The sequence below is a fragment of the Streptomyces aquilus genome (genome assembly GCF_003955715.1).
Taxonomy (GTDB): Bacteria; Actinomycetota; Actinomycetes; order Streptomycetales; family Streptomycetaceae; genus Streptomyces; species Streptomyces aquilus.
Genome location: NZ_CP034463.1, coordinates 1176560 through 1198950, shown reverse-complemented (window position 1 = coordinate 1198950; position 22391 = coordinate 1176560). Strand labels below are relative to the sequence as shown.

22 protein-coding genes are annotated in these 22391 nt (G+C 72.8%); 12 read left to right on the top strand and 10 right to left on the bottom strand.

All coding sequences use genetic code 11. The annotated features are described in order from the left end of the window. Positions 1-18 precede the first annotated feature (18 nt). Entirely contained in the window at positions 19-765 is a 747-nt protein-coding gene (locus EJC51_RS05675; protein WP_126270012.1) for an MBL fold metallo-hydrolase, read from the bottom strand. Positions 766-916: 151 nt separating this feature from the next. Next, a complete protein-coding gene (locus EJC51_RS05670; RefSeq protein WP_126270011.1) occupies positions 917-1546 on the bottom strand; it encodes an alpha-ketoglutarate-dependent dioxygenase AlkB in 630 nt (209 codons plus the stop codon). Between the two features lie 117 nt (positions 1547-1663). On the opposite strand from EJC51_RS05670, the gene EJC51_RS05665 reads away from it, so the two are divergent. Further along, a complete protein-coding gene (locus EJC51_RS05665) occupies positions 1664-2287 on the top strand; it encodes a TetR/AcrR family transcriptional regulator (protein ID WP_126270010.1) in 624 nt (207 codons plus the stop codon). A gap of 16 nt (positions 2288-2303) precedes the next feature. Beyond that, a complete protein-coding gene (locus EJC51_RS05660; RefSeq protein WP_126270009.1) occupies positions 2304-3977 on the top strand; it encodes an FAD-binding dehydrogenase in 1674 nt (557 codons plus the stop codon). A 135-nt stretch (positions 3978-4112) separates the two neighbouring features. On the opposite strand, the gene EJC51_RS05655 is transcribed toward EJC51_RS05660, so the two are convergent. Continuing rightward, positions 4113-4472, bottom strand: coding sequence for a DUF488 domain-containing protein (locus tag EJC51_RS05655; protein ID WP_126270008.1), 360 nt, complete (start codon positions 4470-4472; stop codon positions 4113-4115). 139 nt (positions 4473-4611) lie between these two features. Between EJC51_RS05655 and EJC51_RS05650 the strand changes: the two genes are divergently transcribed. The 4 genes from EJC51_RS05650 (at position 4612) to EJC51_RS05635 (ending at position 9323) form a co-directional block, all read left to right on the top strand. Next, positions 4612-5997 carry a M1 family metallopeptidase gene (locus EJC51_RS05650; protein WP_126270007.1) on the top strand — a complete coding sequence of 462 codons (1386 nt, stop codon included), beginning with the start codon at positions 4612-4614 and terminating at the stop codon, positions 5995-5997. A gap of 66 nt (positions 5998-6063) precedes the next feature. Next, positions 6064-6795 (top strand): L,D-transpeptidase family protein, encoded by a 732-nt coding sequence (locus tag EJC51_RS05645; RefSeq protein WP_126270006.1) that lies wholly within the window; start codon positions 6064-6066, stop codon positions 6793-6795. Positions 6796-6813: 18 nt separating this feature from the next. Continuing rightward, positions 6814-7494 (top strand): response regulator transcription factor, encoded by a 681-nt coding sequence (locus tag EJC51_RS05640; RefSeq protein WP_126270005.1) that lies wholly within the window; start codon positions 6814-6816, stop codon positions 7492-7494. Continuing rightward, a complete protein-coding gene (locus EJC51_RS05635; RefSeq protein ID WP_126270004.1) occupies positions 7491-9323 on the top strand; it encodes a sensor histidine kinase in 1833 nt (610 codons plus the stop codon). Before EJC51_RS05640 ends, EJC51_RS05635 begins: the two co-directional genes overlap by 4 nt. Here EJC51_RS05635 and EJC51_RS05630 read toward each other — a convergent pair. Together EJC51_RS05630 and EJC51_RS05625 are read right to left on the bottom strand one after the other, a co-directional pair. Next, a complete protein-coding gene (locus tag EJC51_RS05630) occupies positions 9279-9533 on the bottom strand; it encodes a WhiB family transcriptional regulator (protein WP_126270003.1) in 255 nt (84 codons plus the stop codon). The genes EJC51_RS05635 and EJC51_RS05630 overlap by 45 nt on opposite strands. A 108-nt stretch (positions 9534-9641) precedes the next feature. After that, positions 9642-10850, bottom strand: coding sequence for a saccharopine dehydrogenase family protein (locus EJC51_RS05625; RefSeq protein ID WP_126270002.1), 1209 nt, complete (start codon positions 10848-10850; stop codon positions 9642-9644). A 111-nt stretch (positions 10851-10961) separates the two neighbouring features. Here EJC51_RS05625 and EJC51_RS05620 point away from each other — a divergent pair, with 111 nt between their 5' ends. Next, positions 10962-11687 carry a TetR/AcrR family transcriptional regulator gene (locus tag EJC51_RS05620; protein ID WP_126270001.1) on the top strand — a complete coding sequence of 242 codons (726 nt, stop codon included), beginning with the start codon at positions 10962-10964 and terminating at the stop codon, positions 11685-11687. Here EJC51_RS05620 and EJC51_RS05615 read toward each other — a convergent pair. Continuing rightward, a complete protein-coding gene (locus EJC51_RS05615; RefSeq protein ID WP_126270000.1) occupies positions 11676-12575 on the bottom strand; it encodes a LysR family transcriptional regulator ArgP in 900 nt (299 codons plus the stop codon). The two genes, EJC51_RS05620 and EJC51_RS05615, sit on opposite strands and share 12 nt — an antisense overlap. A 77-nt stretch (positions 12576-12652) precedes the next feature. Here EJC51_RS05615 and EJC51_RS05610 point away from each other — a divergent pair, with 77 nt between their 5' ends. Together EJC51_RS05610 and EJC51_RS05605 are read left to right on the top strand one after the other, a co-directional pair. Continuing rightward, complete coding sequence (locus tag EJC51_RS05610; protein WP_126269999.1) at positions 12653-13270, top strand: LysE/ArgO family amino acid transporter; 618 nt, start codon at positions 12653-12655, stop codon at positions 13268-13270. Between the two features lie 120 nt (positions 13271-13390). Further along, positions 13391-14695, top strand: coding sequence for an MFS transporter (locus EJC51_RS05605; RefSeq protein WP_126269998.1), 1305 nt, complete (start codon positions 13391-13393; stop codon positions 14693-14695). 60 nt (positions 14696-14755) lie between these two features. On the opposite strand, the gene EJC51_RS05600 is transcribed toward EJC51_RS05605, so the two are convergent. The 3 genes from EJC51_RS05600 to EJC51_RS05590 form a co-directional block, all read right to left on the bottom strand. Beyond that, positions 14756-15208: a cyclic nucleotide-binding domain-containing protein gene (locus EJC51_RS05600; RefSeq protein WP_126269997.1), complete on the bottom strand. Its 453-nt coding sequence runs from the start codon at positions 15206-15208 to the stop codon at positions 14756-14758. Between the two features lie 276 nt (positions 15209-15484). Next, positions 15485-16963 carry an aminotransferase class I/II-fold pyridoxal phosphate-dependent enzyme gene (locus tag EJC51_RS05595; RefSeq protein ID WP_126269996.1) on the bottom strand — a complete coding sequence of 493 codons (1479 nt, stop codon included), beginning with the start codon at positions 16961-16963 and terminating at the stop codon, positions 15485-15487. Between the two features lie 49 nt (positions 16964-17012). Beyond that, entirely contained in the window at positions 17013-17231 is a 219-nt protein-coding gene (locus EJC51_RS05590) for a hypothetical protein (protein WP_126269995.1), read from the bottom strand. Positions 17232-17459: 228 nt separating this feature from the next. On the opposite strand from EJC51_RS05590, the gene EJC51_RS05585 reads away from it, so the two are divergent. The 3 genes from EJC51_RS05585 to EJC51_RS05575 all read left to right on the top strand — a co-directional run bounded on the left by EJC51_RS05585 (position 17460) and on the right by EJC51_RS05575 (position 19887). Beyond that, positions 17460-17966, top strand: a complete 507-nt coding sequence (locus EJC51_RS05585; protein ID WP_126269994.1) for an ATP-binding protein — start codon at positions 17460-17462, stop codon at positions 17964-17966. A gap of 186 nt (positions 17967-18152) precedes the next feature. Beyond that, a complete protein-coding gene (locus EJC51_RS05580) occupies positions 18153-18986 on the top strand; it encodes a SigB/SigF/SigG family RNA polymerase sigma factor (protein ID WP_126269993.1) in 834 nt (277 codons plus the stop codon). Between the two features lie 61 nt (positions 18987-19047). Next, positions 19048-19887 (top strand): DUF1206 domain-containing protein, encoded by an 840-nt coding sequence (locus EJC51_RS05575; protein ID WP_126269992.1) that lies wholly within the window; start codon positions 19048-19050, stop codon positions 19885-19887. A gap of 78 nt (positions 19888-19965) precedes the next feature. On the opposite strand, the gene EJC51_RS05570 is transcribed toward EJC51_RS05575, so the two are convergent. Next, positions 19966-22158, bottom strand: a complete 2193-nt coding sequence (locus tag EJC51_RS05570; RefSeq protein ID WP_425276781.1) for an FUSC family protein — start codon at positions 22156-22158, stop codon at positions 19966-19968. Positions 22159-22391 lie beyond the last annotated feature (233 nt).

The following is a 22391-nucleotide window of genomic DNA, read 5'->3' as shown; positions in this document are numbered from 1 at the left end:
GGAGATCGTCACCTCACCTTAGAGCGCGCGGTCCTTGGCCTGAAGTGCCGCTTCACGGAGTGGACCGCGGTACGCCGGACCGTGCCCCGGCAGCATGAGGTCGCCGTCCAGCTCCGCGAGGACGTCCAGCGAGGCCACGGCACGGGCGCGCTCGTGGTGGAACATGTCCGGCAGCAGCTGCGGGCCCTCGATCCGTGAGGTGGGGTGGCCGCTCACCAGGGCGTCCCCGGAGACCAGCACGCCGGCCTCCGGGAGGTGGAAGGCGACGTGGCCCTCGGTGTGGCCCGGCGTGTGCACCGGGACCGGGCGGCCGGGCAGGTCCAGCGGACCGGGCTTCGGGAACGCCTCCGGATCGGTCACCGGGACATGCGCCGTGCCGCCTGAGCGGATCGCGCGCAGCGCCCACGGCGCCACGCCCGGCCGCCAGCCGTTCCTCAGCACGTCCCCGACGGTGACCTGGTGCAGGAACTCCCGCCGGGCGTGCGGCACTTCGGCCTCGTGCAGCAGGACCGGCGTGCCGTACGCGGCGCGCAGATGCTCGGCGGACCCGAGGTGGTCGTTGTGGGCATGGGTGATCAGCACCGCCGCGACGGCCTCCGGTGAACCGCCCACCTGGGTGAGGGAGTCGAGGACCAGCGCGCGGTCCCCGGGATAGCCGGTGTCGACGAGGGTGAGCGCGTCGCCCTCCGTCAGGATCACCCAGTTGGTGTGGGAGCCGTGCACCAGATAGGTGCCGTCGGCGACTTGCTGCACTTCAGCCCGCATGATCGTCCCGCTCGATGAGGAGGTTCGCTGCCCGACGGGGGCATCACATCAGATGGGTCGGCAGGGGGGCGAGGCGGGGGGAAGGGCTGCCTCCGGCACCGTCCGCCGGAGGCAGCCCCCTGCGTGCGCCCGAAGCGGCCGCCTCTCCGCCTCAGTGCACGCCGTGCGGGCGGAACTGGACGCTGATGCGCGGTCCCGCGGCTCGCGTGGTCTTCGGTACGCAGTGCTCCCAGGTCCGCTGGCAGGTGCCGCCCATCACGATCAGATCGCCGTGGCCCAGCGGGCGCCGGACCGTGCCCGCACCGCCGCGCATCGGGCGCAGCAGCAGATCGCGGGGCGCGCCGACCGACAGGATGGCGACCATCGTGTTCTCGCGGGCGCCCCGGCCGATCCGGTCGCCGTGCCAGGCGACGCTGTCCCGGCCGTCGCGGTAGTAGCAGAGCCCGGCCGTGGTGAACGGCTCGCCCAGCTCGTCGGCGTAGTGCGCACTGAGCGCCTCGCGCGCCTCGGTCAGCACCGGGTGGGGGAGGGCGTCGTCGCGGCCGTAGTACGCGAGCAGCCGGGGGACGTCGACGACGTTGTCGTACATCTTCCGGCGCTCGGCGCGCCAGGGGACCTCGGCGGCGAGCTGTTCGAACAGGGTGTCGGAGCCCGCCAGCCAGCCGGGCAGCACGTCGATCCAGGCGCCGGAACCGAGCTCGGTGCGGGTGACTCCGTCGAGGGGGCCGAGGCTCAGGCGGTCGGTCTGGTCGAAGAGGGAGGCCTGGAGGTGCGTGGACATGAATCCAGCGTACGCCTGATTCGAATATCTGTTCCCATAGGGGTGGACTGTATTCCGGACCCTTTCGATACATCGATGTATCGGATACATTCGCGTATCGAACGAGAGGGGGCGGCCATGGAGACAGCGCGGCGCGTGACGAAGCGGCGGGTGCGTACCCGCGCCAATCTGCTCGACGCCGCCTTCGCGGTCTTCGCGGCCAAGGGCTTCGGACGCGTCTCCATCGAGGAGGTCTGCGAGGCCGCCGGATACAGCCGGGGCGCCTTCTACTCGAACTTCGACAGCCTCGACGAGCTGTTCTTCGCCCTCTACCGGGAACGCGCCGACCTGATCGCCGACCAGGTGGCCGGGGCGCTCGCCCTGGACGGGCCCGACCTCGACGTCCCCGCCGCCGTCGACCGCGTCACCGAGGTGCTGCTCCTCGACCGGGACTGGCTCCTGGTGAAGACGGACTTCCTGGTGCACGCCGCCCGCGAGCCCGCCGTCGCCGAGACCCTCCTCGAACACCGGGCGCGGCTGCGCGAGGCGATCCGGGAACGGCTCGCCCGCGCGCGGGGCCACACCGCACTGCCCGCCGTCCTCGCCGACCTGGACGGCGCCGCCCACGCCGTCGTCGCCGCGTACGACGGCGTCACCACCCAACTGCTGCTCGACCGGGACGTCGCACACGCCCGCGCCTGGCTCAAGCAACTGCTCACCGCGCTGCTGACCGACGGCAGTACCACTGACACCACCGCATGAGGAAGGGACGGTCGCCATGGATGCCGACGTCATCGTCGTCGGAGCCGGCCTCGCCGGTCTGGTCGCCGCGCACGAACTGACCAGCCGGGGCCGCAGGGTCGCGCTCGTCGACCAGGAGAACGCCGCCAACCTCGGCGGACAGGCCTTCTGGTCCTTCGGCGGGCTGTTCCTCGTCGACTCCCCGGAGCAGCGGCGGCTCGGCATCAAGGACTCCCTCGACCTGGCCTGGAGCGACTGGCAGGGCAGCGCCGGCTTCGACCGTGTCGACGACGAGGACTCCTGGGCGGTGCGCTGGGCGCGCGCCTACGTCGAGTTCGCCGCCGGCGAGAAGCGGTCCTGGCTGGAGGGGCACGGCATCAAGTTCCTCCCCACGGTCGGCTGGGCCGAGCGCGGTGACCTGCGCGCCCACGGACACGGCAACTCCGTGCCCCGCTTCCACATCGCCTGGGGCACCGGCACCGGCGTGGTCGAACCCTTCGTGAACCACGCCAAGCAGGCCGCCCGCGACGGGCTGCTGACCTTCTACCACCGCCACCAGGTCGACGCGCTCGTCATCGAGGACGGCCACGCCCGCGGCGTACGCGGCACCGTCCTCGCCGAGGACAACTCCGCGCGCGGCGTGCGGTCCAACCGCGACCGACTCGGCGACTTCGAACTCACCGCCCAGGCCGTCGTCGTCACCACCGGCGGCATCGGCGCCAACCACGACATCGTCCGCCGCTACTGGCCCGAGCGCCTCGGCACCCCGCCCGGCGAGATGGTCACCGGCGTCCCCGCCTACGTCGACGGCCGCATGCTCGACATCAGCGCCGAGGCGGGCGTACGGCTGGTCAACCGCGACCGCATGTGGCACTACACCGAGGGCCTGCAGAACTGGGACCCGATCTGGCCCGGCCACGGCATCCGCATCCTGCCCGGCCCGTCCTCCCTGTGGTTCGACGCCCTCGGCCGCCGCCTTCCCGACCCGTGCCTGCCCGGCTACGACACCCTCGGCACCCTCAAGTACCTGCGCACCACCGAGGACATCGCCGGGTACGACCACTCGTGGTTCATCCTCACCCAGAAGATCATCGAGAAGGAGTTCGCGCTGTCGGGCTCCGAGCAGAACCCGGACATCACCGCGAAGGACCGGGTCGGGTTCCTCAAGACGCGAGTGCTGGGCAAGGGGGCGCCGGGGCCGGTCGACGCGTTCCTGCGCAAGGGCGCCGACTTCGTGACCGCGCCCGGTCTGGAGGAACTGGTCGAGAAGATGAACGCCCTCACCGACAAGCCGCTCCTCGACGCCGCCGAGATCCGCCGCCAGATCGAGGCGCGCGACCTCCAGATCGCCAACCCGTACAGCAAGGACGCCCAGGTCCAGGGCATCCGCAACGCCCGCCGCTACATCGGCGACAAACTCGGCCGCGTCGCCACCCCGCACCGCATCCTCGACCCCGAGGCCGGCCCGCTCATCGGCGTCAAGCTGCACGTCCTGACCCGCAAGACCCTCGGCGGCATCCAGACCGACCTGGACTCCCGGGCGCTGGGCGTCGACGGCGACCCGATCGAGGGCCTGTACGCGGCCGGCGAGGTGGCCGGCTTCGGCGGCGGCGGCGTCCACGGCTACAACGCCCTGGAGGGCACGTTCCTCGGCGGCTGCCTGTTCTCGGGCCGCGCGGCGGGGAGGGCGGCGGCGAGGCAGACGGGCTGAGGCGGGGTCGGGGACGGCGCAGGAGGCGGGCCGGCGCGCCGGTCGGGTGCTCCGACGCGGCGGGTCGCCCCCGCTGTTGTGCGCTGCGGCGGGCCTCCCCGTGGTCGTCCGGCGGCGGTCCCCGCAGCCGTGCGCTCAGCCCGCGTCCCGCCCCAACAGCCGTACCAGCACCGCCGCGTGGCTCTCCTCCGGAGTCTTCGCGGACGTCAGTAGCGTCACCGGGCCCTTGTCCGTCAACTCGCGCACGTGGTCGAGGAGTTCGGTCGCCTCCGGCGTGGCCAGTTCCGCCTCGTAGCGCCGCGCGAACTCCTCGTACGAGCCCTCGCCCGCGTGGTACCAGCGGCGCAGCTCCGTCGACGGGGTGAGGGCCTTGGGCCACTCGTCCACCCGGGCCGCGTCCTTCGAGAGGCCGCGCGGCCACAGCCGGTCGACCAGGACACGGACGCCGTCCTCGGGTTCGGGCGATTCGTAGACGCGGCGGACGCGAACGCTCACGGCGGGGCCTTTCTCCGGGGGGCGGGGGTGTTCGGAGAGTAACTCCGGGTGGGGGACGACTTGACCTGATGCTGGGCGAGTTCCCCGGAGATCACCTTTAGTGTGAAGCCGACCCCGCCCCTCGACCGTTGGAGCGCACGTGCCCAGAGTCGTCCGACGTACCTTCGTGCTCGGAACCGTCCCCGTCGCCCTCGCCGCACTGCTCGGCGCCGCGGCACCCCCGTCGGCGGGCACGGCCGGCGTCGGCGACCCCTACTTCCCGCTGGCCGGCAACGGCGGCTACCACGTCCACCACTACGATCTGACCCTCCGTTACGACCCGTCGAGCAAACACCTCGCCGGCAAGGCCGTCCTCACCGCCCGCGCCACCCAGAGCCTGAACCGCTTCAACCTCGACCTGAACGGCCTCAAGATCACCGGGCTGAAGGTCGGCCGCGACACGGCGGACTTCAGCCGCCGCGGACAGGAACTCACCGTCACCCCGCGCAAGGCCCTGCACCGCGGCCAGTGGTTCCGCGTCACCGTCACCTACCAGGGCACCCCGGCCCCGGTCACCGACCCGGACGGCTCCCTCGACGGCTGGATCCCCACCGACGACGGCGCCTTCGTCGCGGGCGAGCCGCAGGGCGCGATGACCTGGTTCCCGGCGAACAACCACCCCAAGGACAAGGCGTCGTACGACTTCACGATCACCGTTCCCGACGGCCGCACCGCCGTCGCCAACGGCGTGTTGCTCGGCCAGCGGAGCGAGCACGGGCGCACCACGTTCCGCTGGCGCCAGAGCGAGCCCATGGCCGCCTATCTGGCCACGGCGACGATCGGGAAGTTCAAGGTCACCCAGTCCACCACCCGCGACGGCATCCGCATCTACAACGCCGTCGACCCGCGCGAGGCGGCCAAGGCGGACCCCGTCGTCAAGCAGCTGCCGTCCGTTCTCGCCTGGGAGAGCAAGCTCTTCGGGCCGTACCCCTTCAAGGCGGCCGGCTCGATCGTCGACCGCGCCCCGAACGTCGGCTACGCACTGGAGACGCAGACCCGGCCGGTGTACGACCGGGCGCCCGACCTGAGCACCCTCGTCCACGAGAGCGCCCACCAGTGGTTCGGCGACTCGGTCAGCCTCACCTCCTGGAAGGACATCTGGCTCAACGAGGGCTTCGCGACCTACGCCGAGTGGCTCTACGGCGAACAGCACGGCGGCGACAGCGCCCAGAAGACCTTCGACGCGCTGTACGCGCGTCCCGCGACCGACGACCTGTGGGAGTTCCCGCCGGGCGACCCGGGCAGCGGCGCGAACATCTTCGGCACACCCGTGTACGCGCGCGGCGCCATGGCCCTGCACAAGCTGCGCACGGCCGTCGGGGACCGGACGTTCTTCCGGATTCTGCGGGCCTGGACCGCCGAGCACCGGGACGGGCACGGGACGACCGCGCAGTTCGTGGCGCTGGCGGAGCGCGAGTCGGGGAAGGACCTGGACGGTCTGTTCCGGACCTGGGTGTACGGACAGGGCAAGCCGAGCACACCCTAGGGAGGGGGAGCCGACCCGGCCCCCCGACCTGACGAGTTCCAAACAAGTGTCGGCGAAGGTCGATCCATGATCACTCGCAGACCCCACGTCGTACTGCTGGCCGCCTCCCTCGTGCTCACGGGGTGCGGGGGAGGGGCCGCGGCGACCCCCGAGCGGGCGCCGGTCACCACCACGATCCGGCCCGCGCCGCCGATCTCCCTGGACGTGGCCCCGCAGCAGCTGCCCGGCCTGGGGCCGAAGACCTGGGCGAAGGTTCCCGACGACGCCCGGCAGGCCGTCGTCGTCACCGGACGCGGCAAGAACTCCCCGCGGTCCACCGTCGTCCTGTACGAGCGCACCGACGCGGGCTGGGAGGCCGGGGAGAGCTGGCCCGCGCACAACGCGCTGCGCGGCTGGACCGACGACCACCACGCCGGCGACCTGCGCTCGCCCATCGGCGTCTTCGGCCTCACCGACGCCGGCGGACGGCTCCGCGACCCCGGCACCCGGCTGCCGTACGACCAGGGTGGCGGCTTCACGGCGACCGGCACCGGCTTCGAGGGCGAACCCCTGGCGGGCTCCTTCGACTACGTCGTCGCGATCAACTACAACCGCGAGCCCGGCACCTCCCCGCTCGACTGGACCCGCCCGCTCGGCGCGGGCCGCGGCGGCGGCATATGGCTGCACGTCGACCACGGCGGCCCCACCCACGGCTGCGTCAGCATCGCCGAGAAGCACATGAAGCAGCTCCTGCGGGCCCTGGACCCGGCCCGCCACCCGGTCGTCGTCATGGGCGACGCCGACTCCCTCGCCCGCTGAGCGGCTTAGGCTTCGCGGGTGTGCGCACATGTGCTGGTCGCCGAGGACGACGAGATGCAGGCCGAACTCATACGCCGCTCCCTGCTGGCGGAGGGCCACACCGCCACCGTCGTCCACGACGGCGGGGCCGCCCTCGACGCGGTGCGGCGGCTGCGGCCCGATCTGGTCGTGCTCGATCTGATGCTGCCCGTGTTCGACGGGCTCGGCGTGTGCCGGGCGCTGCGGCGGGAGGGCGACGTCCCGGTGCTGATGCTCACCGCCCGTGCCACCGAGGACGACGTGCTGCTGGGCCTGGACGTCGGCGCCGACGACTACATGACCAAGCCCTACAGCCCACGCGAGCTGATGGCGCGCATCCGGACGGTGCTGCGGCGCAGCGGACGCGGCGCGACGCCCGTACGGGCCGCCGGGGTGGAGGTCGATCCCGTACGGCACGAAGTGCGGTGCGACGGCGAGCCGGTGGAGTGCACACCCGCCGAGTTCGCCATCCTGCTCGCCATGACCGCCGAGCCCGAACGGGTCTTCTCCCGGCGGCAGTTGCTGGAGTGCACCCGCGGCATCGACCGGGCGTCCACCGAACGGGCCGTCGACGTCCACATCATGAACCTGCGCCGGAAGATCGAGACCGACCCGCGCAGGCCGGTGCGGCTGCTGACCGTGTTCGGCGTCGGCTACAAGCTCAGCGGCGGCCGTGGATGAGCCGTCGCATCCCCCTGCGCAAACGCCTGTCGGTCCGGCTGCTGGTCGCCTCGGTGCTGATCGCCGTGTGCTCGGTGGCGGCGACCGCGTGGCTGGCGGTGGAGACGACGACCCGGGCCCTGCGGGAGGAACAGGGGCAGGTGCTCGCCGAGGACATGGACGTCCTCGCCCGGCTGAGCGGCTACGCCGCAACCCACCCCACGTGGCAGGGGGTCGGCGAACTCGTCCGGTCCCTGTCCGAGAAGACCGGCCGCCGGATCGCCCTGACCACCACCGACCGCACCCCCGTCGCCGACTCCGCGCCGGCCGGCACCTCCCTGCCGCCCCGTGCCGCCGCCACCGTCGACCCCCTGCGCACCGACACCTACACCGAGCGCGGCGCGCAGCGCAGCGGCGTCGACCCCCGGGTGGTCGGGCCGTACCGGCTGACCGCCCAGGAGCGCGCCAAGCTGGCGAAACTGGCGCTGGTGCGGCAGAAGTGCTTCGCCCGGTTCGGCATCGAGACCGCCATCGTCAGGACACCCAGCGGACGTCCGGTCCTCACCAACGACGACACCGTGCCCGACGACTGCGCCGACGGACGCCTCAACACCCCGACCCCCACCGAGGAGAAGGCCCTCGCCGACCTGACGGAACGTGCCCGCGGCTGCCTGGGCCGACAGGACGTGAAGCTGGCCGACGCGCTGTTCGTCGGCTTCGACTTCACCGACCGGAGCCTGGGCGGCCGCTACCAGCTGGGAAAGATCGACGTACCGCCGGGCTCGGCGTCCGCCCGCACGTTCCAGGCCTGCGTCGACAGCGCGCGCCGCGCCCAACTCGACCCCTACGTGGCACCGGCCGCCGAGCTGTTCCTGGGCGGCGGCGACCGCACCGCCGTGCGGTTCGACATGTCACCGGCCAACAAGGCCAAGGTCGTCGGCGCCGCCGGGCTCGTGCTCGCCGTCACCGTCGCGGTGACCGCCGTCGTCGCCACCCGGCTCGTCCGGCCGCTGCGCGCACTGACCGCCGCCGCCCAGCAACCGCCCGAACTGCATGTGCGGGTGCCCGTGACCACGCGGGACGAGACCGGCATCCTCGCCGCGGCCTTCAACGACCTCACCGAACGCCGGGAACGTCTGGAGGCCCAGCGCAAGGCGATGGTCAGCGACATCGCCCACGAACTGCGCAGCCCGCTCACCAACATCCGCGGCTGGCTGGAGGTGACCAGGGACGGCGTCGTGGCCCCGGCCCCGGAACTGCTGGCCTCGCTGCACGAGGAGGCGCTCGTCCTCCAGCGGGTCATCGACGACCTCCAGGACCTCGCCGCCGCCGACGCCGGCACGCTGCGGCTGCACCGCGAGCCCGTCGCCGCCGGTGAGCTGCTCGGTCAGGTCGCCGCCGCCCACCGCGTCGCGGCCGACACGGCGGGCGTCACCCTGCGCACCAGGTCGGACGGCGAGCTATGGCTGGACGCCGACCCGGTGCGGATGCGGCAGGCGCTCGGCAACCTCGTCTCCAACGCGCTGCGTCACACGCCCGCCGACGGCACGGTCACACTGTCCGCGCGCGCCGACGGCGACGACGTGGTCCTCGACGTCACCGACACCGGCAGCGGTATCGCGCCCGAGGACCTGCCGCACGTCTTCGATCGCTTCTGGCGCGCGGAGAAGTCCCGCAGCCGCCGCACCGGAGGCAGCGGCCTGGGTCTGCCGATCGTCCGCCATCTGATGGCCGCGCACGGCGGCACGGCGGAGGCGACGAGCGAGCCCGGCACCGGAAGCGTCTTCACCCTGCGGGTCCCCGGGCTAGCCCGAGGAGCGTCCGGCCCTGGCCCGGCGCCGTTGCAGTGAACGTCGTTCGGTCTCGCTCGTACCGCCCCACACACCGATCGCCTGCCCGGTCTCCATGGCCCATTCCAGGCACTGCTCCCGCACCGGGCAACGGTGGCAGACCGCCTTCGCCTGCTCCGTCTGCACCAGTGCCGGGCCGGTGTTGCCGATCGGGAAGAAGAGGTCGGGGTCCTCGTGGCGGCACGCGGCATGGGTTCGCCAGTTGTCCATCGATGTCACCTGCGCTCCAAGTCGTCCGTGCCCTCGCGGATGGCTTACTCGCTTTCGGGTCACCTGTCGATGCGCATGTGAAACAAAGGAGTTCGGAGAGACTTGCTCCTACTGCTCGCGCAGCCCCCACGGCGAGCCGTACGCGGTGAGCAGATCGAGGAAGGGACCGGCGGGGAAGGCCTCCGGGCCGAGGACGCCCGCACCCTTCCACGCACCCGTGGCGAGGAGTTCGAGGGCGACGACCGGGTTGACCGCCGTCTGCCACACCACCGCCTGGCTGCCGTACTCCGCCATGGACCACTGGTTGTCGACCACGTGGTACAGGTACACCTCGCGCGGCGCCCCGTCCTTGACGCCCTTCACCCAGGTGCCCGCGCAGGTCTTGCCGTGCATCCGCTCGCCCAGCGTCGCCGGGTCGGGCAGACAGGCCGCCACGACGTCCCGGGGCGAGACCCGCGCGTCGCGGACGGCGACCGGTTCGGTGCGGTCCAGGCCCAGCTTGTGGAGGGTCTTGAGGACCTCGATGAACTCGTCGCCCAGGCCGTACTTGAAGGTGACCCGCCGCGCCCCGATCCAGCGGGGCATCAGCAGCACCTCCTCGTGCTCGACGTTCACGCACTCCACGGGGCCGATGCCCTCGGGGAAGTCGAACACCTCCGGCTCGCTGAACGGCGCGGTGGTGAACCAGCCGCGGTCGGACTCGTAGACGACCGGCGGGTTGAGGCACTCCTCGATCGTGGTCCAGATGCTGAAGGACGGGGCGAAGTCGTAGCCGTCGACGGTGAGGTTGGCGCCGTCGCGCACGCCGATCTCCTCGATCTCGTCGAAGAGCTCGTCCGCCGCGTACCGCGCGAACACATCCGACAGACCCGGCTCGACCCCCATGCCGACGAGGGCCAGCAGCCCCGCCTTCTCCCACTCCACGGCGTCCTCGAACTGCGCGTCGCCCAGCTTGACCCCGCACTCCTCGTAGGGACGCTCGGGGTGCGGACGCGACAGGGACATCGCCATGTCGACATAGGTGGCGGAGGCGGTACGGGCCGCGCGGAACAGCGGCATCACGAAGCGCGGGTCGGTGGCGTTGAGGAGGACGTCACAGGCGTGCCGCTCCAGCAGTGCCGCCACGGCCGTCTCGTCGCCCGCGTCGACGCGCTCGGCCCGGAAGCGGGCCCCGTCCGCACCGAGCGCCGCCACGGCCGCCTCGGCCCGCGCCAGGTCGTAGTCGGCGACCACCATCGCCTCGAAGAACGCCCTCCGGGCGGCGATCCGGGTGACGGCGGTGCCCACCCCTCCGGCACCCACGAGCAGTACACGCATGACAACACTCCTACGGCTGAAGGTCTACGACGTGAGGGGCCCCGCGGTCGATACAACGCCGCCGCTTCCCTTAAGGTCAATGGCGTTGGCATAAGCGAGGAGGTCGTGGCCGTGCCGAAGCCAGTGGTGCCCGAGGAGAGGCGGCGCCGACGCCGCCCCACCAAGAGCGGCACCGTCCTGACGGAGGAGCTGATCGTCGAGACCGCGCTGCGCATGCTGCGCGAACACGGGAGCACGGGCCTGACCGCCCGCCGCCTCGGCCTCGCCCTGGACGCCGACCCGAGCACGCTGTACCGCTACTTCCGCGGCATGGACGACCTGACCCTGGCCATCGGCGACGCGCTCATCGGCCAGGCACTGCGCGGCTGGGAGCCGACGGGGGAGTGGCGGGCGGACCTGCGGGCCGTCGGCCTGCGCCTGCACGCCGCGTACCTCGCCCATCCGCAGGCCGCCCTGCTGACCACGAACCGGGTCACCGGCCGCCCCCATGAACTGGCGGCGGACGAGGCGGTCCTCGACGTGCTGCGCACGGCCGGGTTCCCCCTCCCCGACACCGTGCGCATCTACCACGCCTTCATCGACCAGACCCTCGCCTTCGCCGCCCTCGACGCCGCCTCCCTCGCCCTGCCGAGCGCCGCGCTCCACGCCGACGAGGACATGTGGAGCTCGACCTACGCCCACCTGCCCCGCACCACCCACCCGCGCATCGCCGAGGCCGCGCCCCTGCTCGCGAAACGCATGGTCGACAGCGCCTATCCGACCGCGCTGGAGATGCTCCTGGACAGCGCGGCGGCCCAGCTGGCGGCGCTGGGCGGAGAGGGTGGCTCAGCCCCGTAGCGCTGCCGCGCCCGCGGTCGTCACCGCCTCCGCGACCGCCGCCAGCGCCGGGGAGTCCAGCTTCCACTGCTGCCAGTACAGCGGGATGTCCACGGGTCGCTCCGGCGCGAGCTGGACCAGGCGCCCGGCGCGCAGCAGGGCGCCCGCCTGCACCTCCGGCACCATGCCCCAGCCGAGCCCCAGCGTCACCGCCTGCACGAACCCTTCCGACGTGGGGATGGCGTGCCGGGCCGGGCTCGCTCCGCCGCTGCCGTGCCCCAACTCCCGTACGAAACGGTCCTGATAGGTGTCCCGCCGGTCGAAGGTCACCACGGGCGCCCTCGCCAGCGCGTCGCCCAGCGGGCCGCCGAGATGCCGGTCGACGAAGGCGGGGCTCGCCGCGGCGACGTACCGCATCCGGCCCAGCGGACGCACCGAGCAGCCCGCGACGGCGTCGGGCGACGACGTCACCGCGGCCATCACCCGACCCTCCCGCAGCAGGGTCGCCGTGTGCTCCTCGTCCTCGCGGTGCAGCTCGAAGCGGAGCGGCGGCTCGTCCGGCACCCGGGTCAGCGCGGGCAGGAACCAGGTCGCCAGCGAGTCGGCGTTGACCGCGACCGACACCCGCGTCGGCTCGCCGTTCGCGCTCGCGCCGAGCTCGGACCACGCGTCCCGCTCGATCCGCGCCAGCTGCCGCGCGAACCGCACGATCACCTCGCCCGACTCGGTCGGCCGCACCGGCTTGGACCGCACCAGCAGCACCCGGCCCGTGCGCTGCTCCAGCGCCTTGACCCGCTGACTGACCGCCGACGGTGTCAGATGCAGCACCGCGGCGGCCGCGTCGAAGGTGCCCTCGTCGACCACCGCGAGCAGGGTCCGCACCTGGTCGAGAGGAAGCTCCGCCATCATGACCACATCACGAGCGCTAATGATACGTAAGAATCTTTAGCTGTACTCCATGCGCGCCCCTGACTAGCGTCGATGCCATGACCGCTTCCCTCTCCGCCGCGGCCGCCGGCTTCGGCACCGGACTCTCGCTCATCGTCGCCATCGGCGCCCAGAACGCCTTCGTCCTGCGCCAGGGCATCCGCCGTGACGCGGTCCTCGCCGTCGTCGGCATCTGCGCCCTGTCCGACGCGGCCCTGATCGCCCTCGGCGTCGGCGGGGTCGGCGCGGTGGTGGTGGCGTGGCCCGGCGCACTGACCGCGGTCGGCTGGATCGGCGGCGCGTTCCTGCTCGGCTACGGCGCGCTCGCCGCCCGGCGTGTGGTCCGTCCCGCCGGGGGCGCCCTGCGCACGGACGGTGACGCGGCCGGGTCCCGCAGGCGGGCGGTGCTCACCTGTCTCGCGCTGACCTGGCTCAACCCGCACGTCTACCTCGACACCGTGTTCCTCCTGGGCTCCGTCGCCGCCGACCGGGGCGAGCTGCGCTGGACCTTCGGACTGGGGGCGGCGCTGGCGAGCCTGGTCTGGTTCGCGGCGCTCGGCTTCGGCGGACGCCTGCTCGGCAGATTCCTGGCCCGCCCGTCCGCCTGGCGCGTCCTGGACGGACTGGTCGCCACGACGATGATCGCCCTCGGCGCCCTGCTGATCGCCGGCGCCTGAGGCCCCTGAGGCCCGCCCAACGGCCGTTCCACAAGGTGAGATTGTGCGTCCCGCCTGCTCGGACGCAAGTGTCATAGTGAACCCTGGTCCCGAAAGATGTAACGAGCAACCAGGAAGTCCGTGGACACGAGCGAGAGCAGCACCGCACCGCAGACACCGGCCCCGGCCTCGGCCGAGGACCCGCCGGTCCGGCGCGGCTGGCGCCGGTGGGCGATGGACACCCGCCCGCTGCGCCGCCCGGCCTACCGCCGGCTGTGGAGCTCGACCGTCGTCACGGCCGTGGGCAGCCAGCTCACCGCGGTCGCGGTGCCCAAACAGGTCTACGACATCACCGGCTCCTCGGCCTGGGTCGGCTACGCGAGTCTCGCCGGGCTGGTCCCGCTGATGGTGTTCGCGCTGTGGGGCGGTGCCGTCGCCGACAGCGTGGACCGCCGCAAGCTGCTCCTGGTCACCAACAGCGGCATCGCGCTCACGTCGCTGCTGTTCTGGTTCCAGGCCGTCGCCGGACTGGAGTCCGTGGCCGCGCTCATGGTGCTGCTCGCGCTTCAGCAGGCGTTCTGGGGCCTGAACGCGCCGGCCCGTACCGCCTCCATCGCCCGCCTCGTCCCCGCCGAGGAGCTGACCGCGGCCAACGCCCTCGGCTCTACCGTCGCCCAGACCGGTCAGGTCGTCGGGCCGCTGCTGGCGGGCGCCCTGATCCCGGTCATCGGGTTGCCGGAGCTGTATCTGATCGATGCCCTGGCGCTGTGCGTGACGCTGTGGGCGGTCTACCGGCTGCCCTCCCTGCCGCCCCGCGCGGCACCGGCCAAGCGCCGGGCGGGCCTGCGCGAGATCGCGGAAGGGTTCCGCTACATCGCCCTGCACAAGGTGCTGCTGCTGTCGTTCCTCGCCGACGTCGTCGCCATGGTCCTCGGTATGCCCCGCGCCCTGTTCCCGCAGCTCGCCGGCGAGACCTACGCGCCGTACGGCGAAGGGCTCGCCCTCGGCCTGCTGTTCGCGGCGATCCCCATCGGCGCGGTGCTCGGCGGCCTGTTCTCCGGCACCTTCTCCCGGGCCCGCCGGCACGGCTGGATGGTCATCGGGGCGGTGGTGGCCTGGGGCGTGGCCATCACCGGGTTCGGGCTGAGCGACAGCCTGTGGCTCGCGGTCGCCTTCCTCGCGCTGGCCGGGGTCGCGGACATGGTCTCCATGGTGTTCCGCGGCGCGATCCTGCTGTCCGCGGCCACCGACGAGATGCGCGGGCGGATGCAGGGCGTCTTCACGGTCGTCGTCGCGGGCGGCCCGCGCCTCGCCGACGTCCTGCACGGCACCGCGGGCGCCGCCTTCGGCCCGCGCGCGGCCGTGGCGGGCGGCGGGCTGCTCGTCGTCGCCGTGATGCTGGGGCTGGCGGCCGCGATCCCGGCACTGCGCCGCTACCACGTCTGACCCCGCCTACGGTCCCACAGGGTCCGGCGCCGCCACCGCGACTGACTCGCGGCCCGGTCCCTAAAGGACCCGGCGCCGCATCGAGTACTGCTCCATGAGCTTGCCCCGGGTCATCTCCAGCCGGTACGCGAGGATCTCGGCGACGCTGCGCACCAGGACCATCCCGAGCGCCGGGTCCTCCTCGCACAGTCCGAGCACGGCCGCCGCGTCGAACTCGTAGGCGCGCACGGGACTGAACGCCACCGCGCCGAAGTCCCACTGGTGCGGCGGGAACAGCCAGGACCAGCCGAGCAGGTCCCCCGAGCCGAGACTCGCCACGGTCACCCGCTGCACGGACGTCACCTGCTGGTCGAGGGAGACCGCGCCCGAGCGGATGACCCAGAACCGGTCGGCCGTGCCGCCCGCCTCGAAGATCCGGGCGTCCTCGGGGAACGAGACCTCCCGGGCGAGGGTCATCAGACGCTGCCGTTGCGGCGGGGGCAGGGCGGTCAGCAGTTTCGTCGCTTTGGTCATGACGCGGGGCTCCTCGCCGGCGATTCGGTTCCGGGGCTTTCCCTACGCCCATTTCAGCCGCTGCCGCCGCCTCGGGCACCTCGGCGGACAGCACTCGTTACGGCACGGGAGCCACGCGGGCAAGGAAAAGCCCTGGCTGGACGGGGGAGGCCAGCCAGGGCAGTTCAGAGGTGGCGAGCGGAGGACCGTCAGGGTCAACTCCACGACCACGTATGAATGAACGGTAAACCATCCTGAGGGCTGGTGCGAAACCAAAAGCCGGTCACGTGACCCGTTTCACTCTTCCTCGGTCTCCAGCACCCTGATCGTCTCCAGTTCCGGGTCGCTGGGGTCGGGCAGGTTCATGCCCGCCGCCTTGCCCGTCCGCAGATACCGCAGCACCGGCTCGGTCAGCCGCTCGCCCGGCAGAACGGCCGGGATCCCGGGCGGATACGGCGTGATCATCTCGGCGGCGATCCGGCCGGCCGCCTTCTTCACCGGCACATTCTCGGCAGGACCGAAGAACGCGTCCCGGGGCGACCTGGACTGCGCCAGCCGCAGTTCGGACGGAGGCGGCACCTCCACCTTCGGGGCCGGACGCAGCTCGGGCGCGACGCGCGCGAGGTCCCGCAGCGCGGACAGCAGCTCGCCGGCGGTCTCCCGGTCGTCGCCATGGGTGACCTGCGCGCCCAGCCGGCGGTGGTCGGCGAGATGCGCCTCGATGCGCCGCTCGGCCCGCAGCCAGTCGGCGGCCTGGAACCCGGTGATGCCGAGCCCGTCCAGATCGATGATCACCTGGAGGGGGTCGAAGTCGTCGGCCAGCCCGGGACCGCAGAAGTCGTCCCGGCCCTCGACGTGCAGCCCCTCGATCTGCCCGATGGCCGACCGGAGTCCGGTGACCAGGTCGAGCGCCGCGCCCATGAGCTCCTTGCCGTGCAGGGCCATCTGCCGCCGCCAGCCGTCGAGCCCGGCGTACAGCAGCACCGACGGACTCGTGGTGCCCAGCAGGTCCGCGCGCAGCTTCAGCACCTCGGGCGGCACGAGATCGCCCTGGAGATGGAAGACCGACCCCTGCTCCAGGCCGCTGCCCATCTTGTGGATGCTCGTCACACAGATGTCGGCGCCCGCGTCCATCGCCCAGGACGGCAGGTCCGGATGGAACGGCAGATGCGCGCCCCAGGCCTCGTCCACGATCAGCGGCCGCCCGCGCCGGTGGCACACCTCGGCGACGGCCCGTAGATCCGCGCTCGTCCCGTACGGCGTCGGACTGGTGACCAGCGCGCCCTTGGCGTCGGGGTGGTCGGCGTACGCCTTCTCGAACGCCGCCGCGGACGGCGGGTGCGCCAGATGCCGCTCGGGGTCCCAGCGCGGCTCGATCCAGACGGGTTCGATGCCCGAGAGGATGAGCCCCGACACGACCGACTTGTGGGCGTCCCGGCCGATCAGCAGCTTCTCGTGGGGACCCGCCACGGACAGCATCGCCGCCTTCACCGACAACGAACTGCCGCACGTCGTGAAGAACGTGTGCTCGGCGTGCACGGCGTCCGCCATCAGCTCCTCGGCACGCTCCAGCACCCGGCCCCGGGTGAGCCGGTCGTCGAGGCCGCCCGACGCGAGGACGTCGCCGAGGAACACGGCGTCGCCCAGCACCTCCCGCACGGCCGGGTCGGCGCCCCGCGCCTGTTTGTGCCCCGGCGGCGTGAAGGCCAGCAGGCCCTCGCGCCGATAGGTCTCCAGCGCTTCCAGTACCGGTGCCCGGGTGTGATCCACTGCCATGCGCTTCCGGGTTCCCGCGAGCCGGGAGACCAACCACGACCGCCCGTGATCACGCTCCGGCCCGCTTGCCCGGCGTCACGATCTCGTCCAGCACCGTGACGACGGCCTCGAAGGCCAGCGTCCGTACGTCGGCCTCCCGTGCACCGTCCGGATCGGTCGTCCGCAGGTCCTCGCGCCGGGTCCGCCAGGCCCGCTGTTCCTCCACGGCACAGGCCCGCGCGCGCTGGATACGCCGCAACAGCTCGTCTGAGTCCACGACATCCGTCATGCGCTCCGGGTACCCCGTACCGGCGCCCGGATGGCCCCCGCGATCGAGGTTTGACCGGTCCCGCAGCGGTCAGCCGAAGAGGAGAGACCTGCGGTGCTCGCGCGGCGTGAGGCAGTCCGCCGCGGCCGGTCGGCCGTGCGCCCGGCCGGTGAGAGTCCGTCCGACGGCGATGGCCCGGGGCACGAAACGCCCGGCTCGTGCCGAAAACCCTTCAGGGAGCCCAGAACCATGTGTAGGGAGCACAGGACCCCATCCGCCCCCGAATCGTCGGTACCCGGCACCGGACGGGTGACCTCGGGCAGCCCACCGTCGACGCCCCTTAGGGAGCCGTCCACGGCCGGCTGCTGCCGGCCGCACTGCCCATGCAAGCCCGCCGAGGCCCGCCGGGCCGTGGAGCAGGCCGTCGCCGACCGCTGCCGGGCCACCGGCACCTCCTGCGACCGGGAGTCCGTGGCGGACGCCCTGCTCGTCGCCTCCGAACTCACCACCAACGCCATCCTGCACGGCGGCGGGGTCACCGACTTCCGCGTCGACGTCGAGGAGCCCGGCGTACGGGTCTCCGTCAGCGACCGCAGCGACGCGTTCCCGGTGACCGAGGAACCCGTCGACCCGCACGGCCGATGGCGGGTGGGCGGCCGCGGCTGGCCCATCGTCTGCCGGCTGGCACGCGACGTCCGGATCACCGGCCTCGCCTCCGGAGGCAAGTGCATCACCGCGGTCGTGCCCCTGTCCTGACACGACGTCTGTCTTCCGTCGGGAAGCGGAGTTTGCTCCCCCGGCGGCAGGGCAGACGCACATTCGTGCTTCGGACCGGAGGCGCGCCGACGGGAGCGACAGGGCTGCTCCCGGGCCCTCTTGGTGTCCGGACAGCGCTCCTCCCGCGGTCAAGTCCTTGAAACCATCTGTCAGGAGCGATACCGCATGCTTATCGATACATCGACAAGCCGTCCCAGCCTGCCCGACACGTCGGCTGCGGCACCCCGGCGGCGGCATGACGACGCCCCCGACACCGCGGCGCTCTTCGCCCGCCTGGCCGCCCTGGAGGACGGCCCCGAGCGGGACGCAGTCCGCGACGAACTCGTCACCGCCTGGCTCCCCATGGCCCACCGCATCGCCGGCCGCTTCCGGGAACGCGGCGAGTCCCTGGAGGACCTGCGGCAGGTCGCCGCCCTCGGACTCGTCAAGGCCGTGGACCGTTTCGACCCCGAACGCGGCGCCTTCGAGAGCTATGCCGTCCCCACCATCACCGGCGAGGTCAAGCGGCACTTCCGGGACCGGATGTGGGCGCTGCGGGTGCCCCGCCGGGTGCAGGAACTGCGCAACAAGGTGCGGGTGGCCCGCCGCGAGCTCACCCAGACGCCGGGCACCCCCGAACCCACCCCGGCCGACCTCGCCGCCCACACCGGTCTGACCGAGGACGAGGTCACCGCCGGACTCGAGGCGCTGGAGAGCTACAGCGCCCTGTCCCTGGACGCCGAACTCTCCAGCGGCGACGACGGATACAGCCTCGCCGACACCCTCGGCGGCTCCGACTCGTCCTACGACGTCGTGGTCGACCGCGAGTCCGTCAAGGCGGGCCTGAGCAGGCTGCCCGAACGGGAACGCGCCATCCTCTACATGCGGTTCTTCGAGGACATGACGCAGAGCCGCATCGCCGACCAGCTCGGCATCTCGCAGATGCACGTCTCCCGGCTGATCAGCCGCAGCTGCGCCCGGGTCCGCGCCGAGGCGCTGGGGGAGAGGGTCTCGCTGTGAACCTGGCCCCGCCCGGGTGTGCCGGGCCGCGACCCGGGCATTCGGAGGGCGGGAGGCCGAGATGAATGCGACTGCCATCGCCCGTGAGGGCCGTAGGGACGCCGAACGCGCGGCGCGTGGTTCGGTGACCGAGGGCGCGGCCCGCGCAGGGCTCGTCGCCCGCGGTGTGATCTACCTGCTCGTCGGCGCGCTGGCGTTGCAGATCGCCTTCGGCGACGGAAAACGCCAGGCCGACCGCGGCGGCGCCCTCGCCGAGCTGTCCGACAAGCCCTTCGGCGCCGTCCTGCTGTGGGCACTGGGCGCCGGGCTCGTCGGCATGGCCCTGTGGCGGCTGTCCGAGGCACTGTTCGGCTCGGTCGGACGGGACGGGCGTTCGGCGAAGAAGCGGCTGCTGGCGGTGGTCCGGTGTGTCTTCTACGGCTTCGTCGCCTACTCCGTGCTGTCGTTCGCGGCCGGCTCGGGCGGGGGCGGCCAGGGGGCGAGCGACAAGCAGTCCAAGGACGTCACCGCGAAGGTCCTGGAGGTGCCCGCCGGTCAGTGGATCGTGGCGCTGGCCGGGGCCGGGGTCGCCGTGGCGGGGGTGTGGATCGGGGTCCGGGCGCTCATGCGGTCGTACCAGGAAGACTTCAAGCTCGGCGCGATGTCCCCGTGGACGCGGCGTCTGGTGGACGTGACCGGCGTCGGCGGGGGCGCGGCACGCGGCCTCGTGTTCGCGGCGGCCGGCGCCTTCGCCGTGCGGGCCGCGGTCGACTACGAACCCGACAAGGCCAAGGGCCTCGACGACACCCTCCGCTCCTTTGCCGACACCCCACTGGGCCCTTGGCTGCTGGCGTGCGTGGCGGCGGGCCTGGTGCTGTTCGGACTGTTCTCGTTCGCCCTGGCGAGGTGGCGCAGGGTGTGAGGCCGCCCGATCCGCGGCGACTGTGAGGCGCAGGGGATTCAGGGTCGGCGAGCGTGACGGGTGTGACGCTCTCCGGCCTCACGCCGCGGGTCGGGCCAACGGCACCCCCAGGGGGCGTGCCAGGCCCACCACCCCCTCGTCCAGGCGGCCCAGATGCCGCAGCACCCGATCCGTCACCCGGCCGAAGCGGGGTGCGTCGGGGCCGCCGGTCTCCAGCAGCGCGGCGATGCTGGGCCCGGTTCTGACCTCGTCGGTGGAGTGTTCGTCGGCGACGTGGGCGGCGATGGCGCGGATGTTGCGCAGGATGCGCTGCCCGGCGCCGCGCAGGCGCGGGTCCGCCGCGATCGAGGGATGCGTCGGCAGGAGTTCCGCGGTCGCGGCCAGGGCCCGCGCCTGGTAGGCACAGGTCTCCAGCAGGGCCACGACGTACCGTGCCGTGTCCCGCCGGGCCCGCAGCGGCGTGACGGGATGCGTGAGCGGCTGGGTGGCGGCCCGCAGATCGGCCAGCGCCTGGTCCAGGTCGCGCGCCTGGTCCAGCAGATCGGCCGGCGGCCCGCCGCTGAGCTGGTCGACGGCCGTCTCGGTGACGTCCGCGAGCCGGTCCAGCACCGCGACCAGCAGATCGTTGGTACGCCGGTCCGTCCGCACCGGCAGCACCAACGCCGCCGCGAGCACCCCGCACGCCGCCCCGAGCGCCGTCTCCTCGATCCGCAGCACGAGCACCGAGAAGCTGTAGGTGTGCAGCAGGGTGTAGAGCAGCCCCAGCGCCGCCGTCACGAAGAACGACATCAGCGTGTACGACAGCGGCGCCGTGTAGAACATCAGGAACACGCACACCAGCACCAGGGCGAACGCCGTCCAGGTGTGATGCCCGACCAGCGCCGCCAGCCCGATCCCCGCCACCACCCCGAGGACCGTGCCGACCAGCCGCCGGTAGCCCTTGACCAGGATCTCGCCCGTGGACGCGGTGTTGATGAACACGATCCAGCAGGTCAGCACCGCCCAGTACCAGCGCTGACTGGACAGCAGCTCCCCGCCCACGATGGCCAGCGACGACCCCACCGCCACCTGCACGGCCGCCCGGGTCGTCGGCCGCCGCAGCCCCGTGAGCTCCTCCGCCGCCTCCTCGCCCGCGTCGATGGCCGCGTCCTCGGCGTCCAGCTCCTCCCGCGAGCGGGCCGTGGCGGGGCTGTCGTCCGACTCGTCCTGCGGCCCGTCGAGTGCTACCCGCAGCCCGAGCACCGCGCGGGCGGTCTCGCCGACACCGCGGAAGACGTCCTGGACGGCGGGTGGCGCGACCGGCAGGTTCTCCTCGTCCCGGTAGCCGAGGAGCCGGTTGCGGACATGCGACAGCGCCGTGCCGTGCCCCGCGGACACCGGCCGCAGGACGAGCAGCCGCAGCGCCTCCAGATCCCGGCGCAGCATGTCGGTCGCCTTGTCCCGCACCGGCAGCAGCCCACCCGCGGGCACGGGCGCGCCCGGCAGATGCAGGGTCAGCGTGTCCGCCCGCTCGGCGCTGCGCGCCGTCAGCAGCAACAGGCCCAGCCGCTCGGCGGCCACCTCGGCGTCCGCCACCCGCCGCTGCACGAGCCGGGCCACGCTCTCGTCGGCGGTCCCGGCCTCCAGCCGGCCCTGGATCATCAGCGCGGTGTCGTGCAGCCGGGCGGTACCCTCCCGGACGTGCTCCAGGGCCTTGTCGACGTCCTCGGGGCCCGCGTCGAGCAGTTCGAGCTGCGCGGTCACCAGCTGGGCCAGGCGGGCGCGGAAGGCGGACCGCAGCCGCTCCAGCGTTCCCGCGGGCGTCTCGGGCACCAGGGCGAACCGCACGAGGGCGCTGCTCGCGAAGGCGACGCCGATCACCCCGTACAGCGAAGGCAGTCCGGACACCGTGGCGCCGACGAACAGGGACAGGAAGTACACCTGGAACCCGATCAGCCCGAGCGCGGTGCCCCGGTCGCCGAACCGCCGCCCGTAGACCGCACAGAAGATCAGCGCGACGAAGAACAGGTCGCCGGCGACCACGTGGGAGCCGAGCAGCGCCCCCAGGGTGACCGCGGCCAGCGCGACCGGCAGGCCCAGCGCGAGCGTGCCGGCCTGCGCGGCGCGTTCCTTGTCCCGGACGGCGAACGTGGCGACCATCGCCGCGATCGCCCCCGCCACCAGGTGTCGTACGTCGGTGCCCGGCGGGGCGAGCACGGCCAGCGTCAGCGCGATGGCCCCCACCGTCCGCAGCCCGGCCGTCAGCCGCAGCAGCCCGGGGTCGGACGCCACGACGAACTCCCGCACCCGCGCCCGCCCGCCGCCCGTCACGACGCGCAACCCACGGCCGACCGACGAACCGGTCCCGGTCCGCGGACACCACACACTGACAACCCACCCACGCAGACGACGACACCTGTGACCGACAACCCGCCACCCGCCCGCGCCCCGCCCCGCGGAGCGGGCCGCGTGCGTCGGACGTCGTTCACCCGCGTCATGTGCGGCATCGCCCGTCTCCCGCGGCC

Coding starts and splice junctions, on each gene's coding strand:
- EJC51_RS05665 (WP_126270010.1), top strand. CDS start 1,664: ATGGAGACAGCGCGGCGCGTGACGAAGCGGCGGGTGCGTACCCGCGCC.
- EJC51_RS05630 (WP_126270003.1), bottom strand. CDS start 9,533: ATGGACAACTGGCGAACCCATGCCGCGTGCCGCCACGAGGACCCCGAC.
- EJC51_RS05675 (WP_126270012.1), bottom strand. CDS start 765: ATGCGGGCTGAAGTGCAGCAAGTCGCCGACGGCACCTATCTGGTGCAC.
- EJC51_RS05615 (WP_126270000.1), bottom strand. CDS start 12,575: ATGATGGCGGAGCTTCCTCTCGACCAGGTGCGGACCCTGCTCGCGGTG.
- EJC51_RS05660 (WP_126270009.1), top strand. CDS start 2,304: ATGGATGCCGACGTCATCGTCGTCGGAGCCGGCCTCGCCGGTCTGGTC.
- EJC51_RS05625 (WP_126270002.1), bottom strand. CDS start 10,850: ATGCGTGTACTGCTCGTGGGTGCCGGAGGGGTGGGCACCGCCGTCACC.
- EJC51_RS05670 (WP_126270011.1), bottom strand. CDS start 1,546: ATGTCCACGCACCTCCAGGCCTCCCTCTTCGACCAGACCGACCGCCTG.
- EJC51_RS05595 (WP_126269996.1), bottom strand. CDS start 16,963: ATGGCAGTGGATCACACCCGGGCACCGGTACTGGAAGCGCTGGAGACC.
- EJC51_RS05585 (WP_126269994.1), top strand. CDS start 17,460: ATGTGTAGGGAGCACAGGACCCCATCCGCCCCCGAATCGTCGGTACCC.
- EJC51_RS05575 (WP_126269992.1), top strand. CDS start 19,048: ATGAATGCGACTGCCATCGCCCGTGAGGGCCGTAGGGACGCCGAACGC.
- EJC51_RS05635 (WP_126270004.1), top strand. CDS start 7,491: ATGAGCCGTCGCATCCCCCTGCGCAAACGCCTGTCGGTCCGGCTGCTG.
- EJC51_RS05645 (WP_126270006.1), top strand. CDS start 6,064: ATGATCACTCGCAGACCCCACGTCGTACTGCTGGCCGCCTCCCTCGTG.
- EJC51_RS05590 (WP_126269995.1), bottom strand. CDS start 17,231: ATGACGGATGTCGTGGACTCAGACGAGCTGTTGCGGCGTATCCAGCGC.
- EJC51_RS05600 (WP_126269997.1), bottom strand. CDS start 15,208: ATGACCAAAGCGACGAAACTGCTGACCGCCCTGCCCCCGCCGCAACGG.
- EJC51_RS05610 (WP_126269999.1), top strand. CDS start 12,653: ATGACCGCTTCCCTCTCCGCCGCGGCCGCCGGCTTCGGCACCGGACTC.
- EJC51_RS05580 (WP_126269993.1), top strand. CDS start 18,153: ATGCTTATCGATACATCGACAAGCCGTCCCAGCCTGCCCGACACGTCG.